9 protein-coding genes are annotated in these 11,345 nt (G+C 38.6%); 2 read left to right on the top strand and 7 right to left on the bottom strand.

The window, feature by feature from the left end; translation table 11 throughout:
- Positions 1 to 291 precede the first annotated feature (291 nt).
- The 3 genes from HRT50_RS15050 to HRT50_RS15040 form a co-directional block, all read right to left on the bottom strand.
- Positions 292 to 459: a hypothetical protein gene (locus HRT50_RS15050; RefSeq protein WP_291615920.1), complete on the bottom strand. Its 168-nt coding sequence runs from the start codon at positions 457 to 459 to the stop codon at positions 292 to 294.
- Positions 460 to 835: 376 nt separating this feature from the next.
- Positions 836 to 1,408, bottom strand: coding sequence for a tRNA-(ms[2]io[6]A)-hydroxylase (locus tag HRT50_RS15045; protein WP_291615918.1), 573 nt, complete (start codon positions 1,406 to 1,408; stop codon positions 836 to 838).
- 127 nt (positions 1,409 to 1,535) lie between these two features.
- Positions 1,536 to 2,171: a sulfotransferase gene (locus HRT50_RS15040; protein WP_291615917.1), complete on the bottom strand. Its 636-nt coding sequence runs from the start codon at positions 2,169 to 2,171 to the stop codon at positions 1,536 to 1,538.
- Positions 2,172 to 2,398: 227 nt separating this feature from the next.
- Between HRT50_RS15040 and HRT50_RS15035 the strand changes: the two genes are divergently transcribed.
- Together HRT50_RS15035 and HRT50_RS15030 are read left to right on the top strand one after the other, a co-directional pair.
- On the top strand, positions 2,399 to 4,255 hold the full coding sequence (locus tag HRT50_RS15035; protein WP_291615915.1) for a GNAT family N-acetyltransferase: 1,857 nt from the start codon (positions 2,399 to 2,401) through the stop codon (positions 4,253 to 4,255).
- 180 nt (positions 4,256 to 4,435) lie between these two features.
- The gene (locus tag HRT50_RS15030) at positions 4,436 to 5,401 is read left to right on the top strand and encodes a histone deacetylase family protein (protein ID WP_291615913.1); all 966 of its coding nucleotides are present in this window, start codon (positions 4,436 to 4,438) and stop codon (positions 5,399 to 5,401) included.
- A gap of 136 nt (positions 5,402 to 5,537) precedes the next feature.
- Here the strand turns inward: HRT50_RS15030 and HRT50_RS15025 are convergent, their stop codons facing one another.
- From HRT50_RS15025 to HRT50_RS15010, 4 genes are all read right to left on the bottom strand, one after another.
- A complete protein-coding gene (locus HRT50_RS15025; RefSeq protein ID WP_291615911.1) occupies positions 5,538 to 6,809 on the bottom strand; it encodes a hypothetical protein in 1,272 nt (423 codons plus the stop codon).
- A gap of 4 nt (positions 6,810 to 6,813) precedes the next feature.
- Positions 6,814 to 7,623 (bottom strand): outer membrane lipoprotein-sorting protein, encoded by an 810-nt coding sequence (locus HRT50_RS15020; protein WP_291615909.1) that lies wholly within the window; start codon positions 7,621 to 7,623, stop codon positions 6,814 to 6,816.
- Positions 7,624 to 7,743: 120 nt separating this feature from the next.
- Positions 7,744 to 10,092 carry an MMPL family transporter gene (locus HRT50_RS15015; protein ID WP_291615907.1) on the bottom strand — a complete coding sequence of 783 codons (2,349 nt, stop codon included), beginning with the start codon at positions 10,090 to 10,092 and terminating at the stop codon, positions 7,744 to 7,746.
- Positions 10,093 to 10,222: 130 nt separating this feature from the next.
- Complete coding sequence (locus HRT50_RS15010) at positions 10,223 to 10,990, bottom strand: TetR/AcrR family transcriptional regulator (RefSeq protein ID WP_291615905.1); 768 nt, start codon at positions 10,988 to 10,990, stop codon at positions 10,223 to 10,225.
- Between the last annotated feature and the right edge of the window lie 355 nt (positions 10,991 to 11,345).

Here is an 11,345-nt window from a genome sequence, read left to right as displayed (position 1 = left end):
AGATACCTATTTTGCCAATGCTATTGTTGGCGCAATTAAAGAAACATCCACTGGAACTGCTGGCTACATAGACACTGTAAATGAGATACCTGAGCCAAGTAGCGCACTGCTATTTCTTGCCAGTCTATTCATCTTACCTTTGCGGAATAAAATAACTAAGCAGGGCTAACGCTAATGAAGTTGAGCCGAGCTAATTGAGCTGAGTAGAACTAATCACTTGAAAGTTACTTCATCGGTAGAAGCTGCACTCCCACAGCTTTTATCGATGACTTTATTTAACCCAAGTTAAGGTTAGTTATAACCTTTAACAAAACTGTCCTCTTCACTTTCTAACAGCAAAAATGATAATGGATAGCTTACTGCGATCACCTTGTCTGCTTGTTCATCAAGAATTGCGGGCTTGTCTAACTTATTCAAGCTATCTATCGCTTGCTGGGTTTTGTCCGGTGACGAGTACATTGGCTAATTTCCTTCTCGCTATAGTAATAGCGCCTTTATCGGTGAGTTATTTTTGTTAGTGCTAGTAACTTAAATAACCTAGTCAAAGAAAAAATGAAATTAGTAATGGTTTAAAGTGGCGATTTATTGTGTCGAATTGCCATTCTAAGGCAATTAAAATAAGACGTATTTTTATAAGCCGGAAAAATTGCAGCGAAGTATAAAACGTTTCAGGGGGAATACTTGCCAAGAAGTCATAATCTTTAACTATGAACTAATCAAGATATATAGTGGCTTAGCTTAAAAGTGTATTGCTCAATTAAAAGGAAAATGACGTGAGTCAATGAGTACCTTTGACGCCTAAATTGTGCGATACACGAATAAGATAAGTTACTATTTAGTGAAGAACGGCGCGTATTGGTAAAGCAGCACAAATTTTAGCTTCGGCAATTAGAATTTCTTCTAAACGCTGGTCAACTTCTTCTTTATCACAATACTCATACGCCAGCTCAACAAATAAGTTTTTATGTTTCTCTTCTGACTTAGCAATAGCGACATAAAGATCTTTGTCTTTACCTTCAGGCAGAGCTTGTGAAACTAACCAGAACTTCTCATAACCGCGCGCTTCAATTACTGCGGCAACCAGTAACCTATCCATCATAAAATAACTGGTACCGTTACGAAATAAGGCACGAAGCTGGTTGATGTAAGGGTCTTTTTTATCTTTACCTAAAGTGACATCGCGGGCGACAAGTAATTTTAATACTTGTTTGAAATGGATAAGCTCTTCAATGGCTAAATCTGTCATCGCACGAACCAATTTAGCTTTGTCTGGATAATGAGACAGCATTGCCATTGCCATACCTGAAGCTTTTTTCTCGGCTGCAGCGTGGTCTTGTAAAAATAGGTTAAAATCAGCCATAACAGCGTCAACCCAATCTTGGCCAGTGTGGTGTTTTAATTCAAACATATTTACTACTCTCTAAAACGATATTTATTTAATAAAATCAGTTAACGCTTATATATAACGTAAGGGCGTGATTTTACCTGTGAACAGGTATTGGAACAATCATTAATATGCACAGGAATGATCTCGCTTAATAAAGTACTTTATCAATTTTACCTTTATTAGTAGATTCTACTTTTAGCTTGTTATGAAGGCCTTGCCAGGCTTTTACTTTACCGCCAAGGTTAATTTGTTTAAAACCACCCTCTCTGGCGTTACTGCTATCAATATCAATGAACGCTAACATTTTCATATAACTGTTTTCATCACTAACATCTATGGTAAGTAAATCTTGTGTCCGGTCTTCAAAGTAAGCTTCAATACCTTGTTGATGACGGTTATAACAGTTAAGTAAAAACTCATCGCTGTTAAGGTTCTCTTCGTTTAGTGGTGAAAAAATCTCATTATAACAACGTTTTAAATGTGGATTAAAACCACCATCAGTGCGTTGTAAGTTAACAATCATCCGCTGTAATAATTGCTTGATTGATGGCAGCCATTTTTCAGGGGCACGAGTCAGGTAAATAAACTTACTATTAACATAGTGTTTATCCAATTTTTGGTAATCACAAAATATTGGTGTATCGGCTAATACCTGCGCTTGAATAAAAGCATCTTGGGTATAGGCATTATGTGCAGTTTTAAAACCCTGCTCTAACATTGCTAAGCAAACACTGGTCGTTGCTGTTCGGGGTAAACCTATGATAAATATTTTCTCTTGTGACACTAAACAAAACCCTTAATATATGAAAAGACATAAAACGATACATCAGTGAAATAGCAGTAAAATCACACGAAATCACGTTAAAAACAGCTAATTATAACTTATTTCATCATTTAACAAACGCACAATTGACAGTGATCAATAAATACCTTATTTATGAGAGCATACTGAGTTCATAGCAAGCACAAACCTAGTCCATTCTGAGAGTAGGCAGTAGCCAAGGAAATTTCATGACAGCACAAGATGAGCAGCGCGACAGTGTTAACTGGGCTGATTACCTAAAATCTGGCAATCGTATTTTTATCGGCTCCAATGCCGCGGTACCTAATGCCTTAATAGATGATTTAATTGCCAATAGCCAAGGCTTGCATGATATTGAAACCGTCCATATTTTAACCCTTTCTGAAAATGTTTGGGCCAAGCGTGAACATAAAGATTTATTTAAAGTAAATAGTTTATTTATTGGCGGTAAAAATATTCGCGAAGCCATTGCCGAGGGGCGTGGTGATTATACCCCTTGTTTTATTTCCGATGTGCCACGCTTATTTCATGAAAATATTTTACCCCTAGACGTGGCACTTATTATGGTCAGTCCGCCAGATGAATATGGTTACTGTTCGTTAGGCGTGAGTGTTGATATCGTTTCTTCAGCAGTAAAAGCGGCAAAATATGTTATTGCCCAGATAAACACGAAGATGCCGCGCACTAATGGTCATAGCTTTGTTCATGTAAATCAAATTCATGCTTGGATAAACGTTGCACAAGATTTACCGCAAGTAATACCACCAGAAGTGGATCGTCGCAACGAACAAATTGGTCAATATGTTGCTATGTTGGTTGAAAATGGCGCTACCTTACAAATAGGCATAGGTAAAATACCCGAAGCGGTTCTACGTTATTTAGGTAATCACAAAGACTTAGGTATTCACAGTGAAATGATCTCCGATGGCGTGGTTGATTTGATGTTAAAAGGCGTCATTAATAACCGCCGAAAGACTTACCATAAAGGTAAAGCTGTAGCGACTTTTTGTATTGGTAGCCAAAAGGTTTATGACTTTGTCGATGGTAATCCACATATAGAATTTTATCCGTCAGAGCATATCAACTCACCAGTAAAAATCGCTAAAAATGACAATATGGTATCGATTAATAGCGCCATTGAAGTCGACTTAACCGGCCAGGTAGTTTCAGACTCTATTGGTTATCAATTTTACAGCGGCATTGGCGGACAAGTTGACTTTATTCGTGGCGCATCGCTGAGTAAGGGCGGTATGCCTATTATTGCCCTGCCCTCAACTACCCGAGATGGCAAAATATCACGCATTGTTGCCCATATCACTGAAGGTGGCGGCGTAGTAACTTCGCGTGGTCATGTTTCCTATGTGGTGACCGAGTTTGGTATTGCCTCATTAAGAGGTAAGAGTATTAGAGAGCGAGCCTTAGAGCTGATCAGAATTGCTCACCCTAAATTTAGGGATAAATTACTTGCCGATGTGCGGAAACATTATTGGGTGCCGGAATACCAAGAAAGCTCACCTAGCTCGGTACCTGAACTAGGTTCAATTGAAATGAAGCGCTTTAATTTTGCCGATGTTAATTATATTTTAAGACCACTTGCACCAGCTGATGAGCGCAAGTTGCAAGAATTTTTCTATTCTCATAATAAAGAAACCTTGATGATGCGCTACAACCATCACATTACCCAGATGACACGGGAAAAATCCTGTAATTTGGTCAGTGTTAACCAACATGTAGACCTTGCTTTATGTTTCACTAAAAAAGACTCTTTAGGTGAAGCGATACAAGCAGTTGCCCGTTATTACTTTATCGAAAGTATGAACAGTGGTGAGGTGGCCTTTGTTATTAAAGAAAGTTTACGTGGCCGCGGCATGGCAAGTACCTTACTCGGTGAAATGATTGCCATCGCTAGAATTCGTCAGCTGGATAGCTTAGTGGCTTGTGTACGCAGTGATAATGGCTCTATGTTAAAAGTATTCGAACGTTCCGGTTTTGTCCGTCAAGCCAGTGACGATTATGATGAAGTGAGTTTAAAGCTGACACTGAATGAAGAGACAGTAGAAAGTTAATCACTATTTGATAGTTAAATTTTAAACGACTTAAATATCCAGTGACTGTTCAACTTTAAGCACTATGGTGCAAGTAAAAGGAAACAGCACGGAGTTGACGTTAGTCAATGAGTACTTTTGACGCATTAATTGCTTCATAGTGCGACAAGATGAATAGTCACTAACAATTATGAGAAAGTTATGCCAGTTGGAATTATAGGCCACTACCACTGTGGCGAACATGACATGGGTGAACATCACCCTGAAAATGCTAAGCGTTTAACCGCTATTTCAGACCAGTTAATTCGTAGTGGTTTAGACTATGTCGTTCGCCAGTTTGATTCAAAACCTATTGATAAAAGTTTGTTAGCTTTAGCGCATACACAAAAATATATCGATTTTGTTTTTGATAATGCGCCTACTGAAGTGAATGGCGAGGCAGGTGAAAACTTTACTGTCGGTGAAGATGCAGTAATGAATAGCAAAACACTGATCTCTATTTTATATTCTGCCGGCGCTGCTGTTGATGCGGTTGATTTAGTCATGGACGGCACTTTAGGCTCGGCATTTTGTGCGACAAGACCACCAGGTCATCATGCAGAACATGATAAAGGCATGGGTTTTTGTTTCTTTAATAATGTTGCCATCGCTGCAGCTTATGCAAAACAAAAGTATGGTTTGAAACGCGTGGCGATAGTCGATTTTGATGTTCACCATGGTAATGGTACTGAAGATATTATAAAAAACGTTTTTAAAGCTAGCCCCAAAGATGATAAAGGTTACCTTTTTTGCTCAAGTTATCAGTACCCGCTTTACCCTTTTGACATTGAAGAAAGTGATACTCCGCCGATTATCAATACCCCGTTAGCCGCAACAACTAAAGGCAAGGAGTTCCGTGAAAAGTTAAGCGCGCACTGGTTGCCGGCATTACATAAATTTAAACCTGAACTGATCATCATTTCGGCTGGCTTTGATGCCCATATTGAAGATGATATGTCGCAAGTGAGCTTAACTGAAGCGGATTATCGTTGGATAACCGATGAGCTTAAAGTGATTGCTAATGAATACAGTGGCGGCAGAATAGTTTCGGTACTTGAAGGCGGCTATGCTCCAAGTGCACTAGGTAGAAGTGTTGTTGCCCATATTAATGGTTTGATTGGGAACTAGCAGAAGTAAGTATTAAGCTAGAAACTCCCTGCCACTTTATTGCTTTATCAATAAAAAAGCCGGTAAGTATTAAAACTTACCGGCTTTTTTTAAATACTATTTTTAAATACTGTTAACTAAGCAGCATCCTAAAACGCTAGAAATACCAGGCTAAAGATAATTGCGCATGATCATCATTACTTAAGGTATAAAGTAAGTCATTTTCATCATTGCTTTGTAGCAATCTGACATCAAAACTGACAATAAAATCGTCTCCAAAGCGACGATTAGCTTCAATGAGAAAGCTAAAAGCATTGTGATCCAAATCACTACCAATACCCATTAAAAACTCGCTGCTTTGCATGTCGTTAAAGGCTAACCTAGCGCCGACAAATAAATCATTTTGCATCAGCGAGCCTTGCGCGCCAAGCGCAACCTCACCACGTGAATCCCAGCTATGCTCCATCAACAAACCTAAGTCGATATTTGATTCAAACACACCAATAAAGCTGTATTCAAAACGCCCTTGTGTTGCCCAAAAATCTTCCAGGCTGGTACTGCGATGTATTCCTTCAAATTTCCATAACCAGTCGCCTAAAGTGGCTTGAACATCGACACCTAGTTGATCCATTTGGCTGTAGTATTGCTGCAAGGAAGATTGTTGCAAGGTACTTTGTGACGATGGACTTAAATAAGCTTCACGGTTAGTACCATGAAACCAATAAGCACCTAAATCATAATCACCAACGCTAAGCGCCCAACGCAAAGCGAGATCAAGATGCTGTTGCCCTGCTGAAGATTCATAGCTAACGTTATCTTCATCAACCACTAACGGTCCACGTAAACGCCCTTCCTCGCCGCCATACGTTCTTTCTCGAAAACCTGGCAGTAAAAACACATCAACTATGCCCCAATCATTAACCACTGAAAGGTTAATCATTTGCTGACCTAATTTATCTTCACCGTCAAAATCTTCAACACCATCAGTTTGGTTAATTACATCAACCAGATGTTGAAACTCGGTAACACCCCAAAACTCTTTACGAATACCAACACGCAGTTCCCAATCATCACTGGCGTGCACATACGCCAGTTCACGAATATCACCATGAGTACGTTGCGAGTCTTGGCTATCAACACGATAAAAAGGCGTAAATATTACACTGTCGTCGCCACCATTCCACTGCCAGTAAAGCTCGGGCTCTACTGATATTGATGTTTGGCTGTGACTTAACTGCTGAGGATCCAACGCTTCTTTAAAAAAATAGCGCTGCTCTACAGTAATATTACCAGAGGCTTCAAATTCGACATCACTCGCTTGCGCTAGGTTACCTAGCAGTAAGCTTGCACTTACTGCTATTGCTATTAGTGAGCCGGTAAGTTTGTTACTTGACGACTTATTAAAAGGCTTTTTAAATGATAAGGACATCGACTTAACGCGCACGTTTTAACGAGTTTCGATTAAAGTCACTGTCAGTTAAGCCTGTTTTAAAGTCATAATTAGTCCACTTCAATTCAGTGCTTTTACCGTTTTGATGGTTGATCATCTCTTGGTTATCCGCGCGCCAGTGTTTAGCTAAATATTGCTTATAATCGCTGAAAGTTAACGTTTTAAGTAATGAGTTTTTACGGTCATAAAAATCAATTTTATGAATGCGATACTCTAACGTGTCAAGCCAAACGATACGACGAGTGTAACCTGAGTTTTCGTCTACTGGGTATTGCTCAACTTTGAAGTTAGTTAAACCATTAAGCTCTTCTACGCCTAAATATTTGTAGCTGTACTTTTCTACTTCAAAAGAACTTAAATCTTCAAAAGCAAACTCTGAGCCCATAAAAGGTCCTGATTTATTACGTGAAGAAATACGTTTAACACGTTTTAATGCCGGTAAATACAACCATTGGTCGTCAGCGTCAACGGGGTGAGAAAAGCTTAAAAAGGCAGTGCCTTTAACATCACGAGGTTTATTAAAAATAGTTAGACTTTTATCACCATCATCTAACACTTCAAGTGACTTCATCTTAATTTCACGAATACTTTCTTGGCCTTGCTTGTTACGTAATAACATCACCATATCAGCGGTACTATCTTGCCAACCTAGATCGCGTTTTTTGGCTTCCATGGAAATATCTAAGCCCTTTTTCTCTTCTGCGCTTAAGGCAAATGAGCTATTTGAGACCAGGGTCAAACTTAACGCACTTATCGATAATGCTGCGCTGAGTAATATTTTTTTAGTTAACATATAAATCCTTATTAATTTTCTGATAGTTTTTTCGACTAATTTGTTTTACTTAACTTTGCGACAACACGTATCGCAAAGTAATCTTGAGTAATAAAGCTATTTTGAGAAATAACGGTGAAATTACGCCGCTTCAATCGCTTTTTTAATCGGTGCTTCAACAATTGCACCAGTACTTTGTGTCGCTTTTTTCTTATCTTTATCAAGCAACATAAGTAATGGTGGCAAGAATAAGAAATCAACGATAAGTGCGATAAAGATGGTCAATGCTGTTAAGAAGCCCATGTCAGCATTCATTTTAAATGATGATTGTGCCAACACAGTAAAACCGGCTACGAGTACAAAAGTAGTTATCCATAGTGCACGTCCGACATTATCAAAAGCATAATGTACTGCTTCTTGCGGGGTCGCATTTTTATCGCGTCTCGCATGAAGATACTTACTTAAAAAGTGCACTGTATCATCAACAACAATGCCTAAAGTCATACCAATAACAACAGATAAACCAAGGCCTACTTGCCCACTATATAAGCCCCAAATACCAAAACCTATCGCCGCCGGTGCTAGGTTAGGTAATAAACTGATCAAACCAAAACGCCAGCTTTTTAAGGCTACACCTAATAAAATTGAAATTAAGATAAGTGCCAGTGTGGTACCGATAAGCATGCTAATAATATTACGTTGACCAATATGGGCGAACATTAGACTTGGGCTAGAAAAATCAACCTCATACTGTGGCGCGTGTTGAGCAAACCAAGCAATCATGTCTTCTTCAACATTAATCAATTCATTACTGGTCATATTTTTGAAGGTAGCAACAATTCTTGATGATGATTTATCAACATCTAATTGGTTATTTAAATCTAAGCCATAAGGTAGAGACATTTCATACAACAATAGGTATTGCGCTGACATTTCCTGGCTGTCTGGTAATTTATACCAACTAGGATCATCACCATGCATATTCTTATTGAGACGCTTTAAAGTATCGGTAATGGTATTTACATGGTCCGTTTCAGGACGGTCACGTAACCAATCAGTAAAGTCACTAACACTGTGTAAGTATTGCGGATTATTAATGCCACTAGATTTACCGGTTTTCACTGAGATCTCAACAACCATCATGCCCGATAAGTTATCTTGCATAAAATCAGTTGCCGCACGATATGGCACTGTTTCATCGAAATACTTAACAAAATCATCATTGAGTTCATTGTTAGGAATGAGCATTATTGAAGCGATAATGAGCACACTGGTTAAAGGTAATAAGGCTTTACGCTTGGCAATAACAAAGTCGGCCAATTTAGCCATAATGTCTTTTTTACCTTCACTCTGCATTTTAACGCGTACCGGCAGTACGGTAAGTAACGCAGGGAAAATAGTGACAGAAAAAACAAAGGCTAACATTACGCCAATAGCGACTAAATTACCTAAGTCTCTAAACGGTGGCGAGTCAGAAAAGTTCATGCTTAAAAAGCCAATCGCTGTGGTAATACTGGTTAAGAAAATAGGTTGTAAGTTTATTTTGATACTACGGGCAATGGCGGTACGTTTATCAGCACCTTGCCGCATTTCATAAAACATAGAGGTTAGTATGTGAATACAATCTGCTACCGCTAAGGTCAATATCATCGTTGGCGCTGATGATGATGGTCCAGTCAGATAAAAGCCTAACCAACCAGCAAGTCCCATGGTAGTCACAATACTCATAATGATAACAAGTACCGTTGCGATAGTGCCGGTAATGGTTCTTAGCAATAAGCCTATGGTGATAACAACCACAAGAAACATTAACGGAATAAGTGTTGTACCATCATTAATTGAAGCTTCACCAAAAGAGGTGTTCATCATAATCATGCCCGACAAATACACTTCTACTTCAGGATGTTCTGCTAAAAACTGCGCTTTTATAGCACGAACACTCGCGGCAACTTCAGGTGTTTCCGCCATAGGGTCAACACCAGGCAGCTGCACAGTAACGTTAACAACAGAAACATGACCTGTTTTAGAGATAATCTTATTAACCAGCAAAGGCTCGCTAATGGCAATTTGTTTGATTTTATCAAGCTTGTCGCTGGTTAAATTACGAGTAGACATAACAAGATCTTCAACGATCATGTCATCTTCTTCTGCATAGGTATATTGAAAATTAGTGACTGAATCAACCCGTGTTGAATAAGGCACTTGCCAACTTTCTTTAGTTAATTTTTTTAGTGCCGCCAAATGCTCAGCGGTAAAAACATTACCGTCTTTTGGTACCACGACAAAAGAAACATTATCACTTTTAGCATAGACCTTTTGCATTGACTCAAAAGCCGTTAACTGTGGATTTTCTTCACTAAAGAACACACGATAGTCACTTTTAAATTCTAACTTTTGTGCCCCCATACCAGCTACCATGGCGAAGGTAATACAAACAAGTATTACCCAAAATGGATTCTTGCCGACAAAATTATAGAGTTTGTCTCTCATTGTTTAGCTCCTTAAATTATAAATTTTTCTTCATTGAAAACGATTCTTTAGATGACGAATCGTCACTTGTTCTATCAAAAAAATGCGGCTAGACACCGCACGTTATTTGTATTCAGTTTCCTAAGAGATACTAGCTAAAACTTTCAAAATTTAGCTCGCGCCCTTTTGCTTTGATTTGCATTAGCTCTTCAGGGAATAACTCTGCCAAAGCGGTTTTTAACTCTGCACAATGGTTTCGATCTTTGCTTAAAGGTTGCCAGCCCATACCATCATGAAGTAAATTACTGTGATTAAATAATTCACGTTCTACAATCAAACTTGTTCTGCCACTACACTGTTCAACTTCGCCTGAAAGCAAGGTGATAGCACCATATGCCATTGACCAATTGCTAAAACATATTTGCTGGATATCCATATTTAGTGGCAAGGATAAACTGCCATCATTTAAGCCATCTTCGACAATGCCGTGAATAGACGTCATTAACTTAACTTCTAATAGTTCACCCTCATTAATATGTTTTTCACTTGATTTACCCACTACATTCGGTGATTTAGAACACATTACACATTGAAAAAGTGCCGGGTATAACATTGCATATATCAGATAAGAGAAATTTAAAAGTAACATCCGTGAACGTGCACAACCCTTAAATTGGTAGGCGCGATAAAATAAATCACCTAATACTTTAATTGAGTAATTACTGATGGCTAACAATAAATCTTCTTTACCAATAAAGTGTTTGTAAACAGTACCTTTCGAAAAAGGTACTTGGACAACAACTTTATCCATGGTCAAGTTTTCAATACCATTTGTCTGGATAAGTAATACTGCCGAGTTGATTATTAGCAACTCTCTTTCCTTAAGTGCAGCTTCATCGAGTAACTTAGGTGGTGTCATAAAATCTACTTATATAATATGTGACGAACCGTCACTGACGAATCGTCATCATACTTCAAGTGTAATTATTGTCAACAGATTTGTAACTGAAATGTACATGTTAATTTTCTTTCATCGCCATTATATGTGTCACAAGTGATTTATGAAAAACACTTTCTGAACTACAAACTATCTAGTGGAATCTGGGAGTCAACTTTTACCGCTAAGGGAACATTGGCACTAAGTTAGGATTAGCGCCAAAATAAAACTACTTGGGATTGTCGGTTTATGATCACTTCTACCACAAAGAACTAAACCGCTCCGCGGTAATGGTGTGTTTGGCAAGCACCGTTCACCCCTTTAACACCTTCACTTA

Origin of the sequence: Colwellia sp. (genome assembly GCF_013215345.1) — a bacterium.
In the GTDB taxonomy this organism is placed as follows: Bacteria; Pseudomonadota; Gammaproteobacteria; order Enterobacterales; family Alteromonadaceae; genus Colwellia.
Note: the sequence above shows the minus strand (reverse complement) of the source record. Positions and strands in the feature narration are given on the sequence as shown.

Excerpts from the sequence above, each read along its gene's own strand:
- HRT50_RS15050 (WP_291615920.1), bottom strand. The coding sequence starts at position 459 with ATGTACTCGTCACCGGACAAAACCCAGCAAGCGATAGATAGCTTGAAT.
- HRT50_RS15045 (WP_291615918.1), bottom strand. The coding sequence starts at position 1,408 with ATGTTTGAATTAAAACACCACACTGGCCAAGATTGGGTTGACGCTGTT.
- HRT50_RS15035 (WP_291615915.1), top strand. The coding sequence starts at position 2,399 with ATGACAGCACAAGATGAGCAGCGCGACAGTGTTAACTGGGCTGATTAC.
- HRT50_RS15030 (WP_291615913.1), top strand. The coding sequence starts at position 4,436 with ATGCCAGTTGGAATTATAGGCCACTACCACTGTGGCGAACATGACATG.
- HRT50_RS15025 (WP_291615911.1), bottom strand. The coding sequence starts at position 6,809 with ATGTCCTTATCATTTAAAAAGCCTTTTAATAAGTCGTCAAGTAACAAA.
- HRT50_RS15020 (WP_291615909.1), bottom strand. The coding sequence starts at position 7,623 with ATGTTAACTAAAAAAATATTACTCAGCGCAGCATTATCGATAAGTGCG.
- HRT50_RS15015 (WP_291615907.1), bottom strand. The coding sequence starts at position 10,092 with ATGAGAGACAAACTCTATAATTTTGTCGGCAAGAATCCATTTTGGGTA.
- HRT50_RS15010 (WP_291615905.1), bottom strand. The coding sequence starts at position 10,990 with ATGACACCACCTAAGTTACTCGATGAAGCTGCACTTAAGGAAAGAGAG.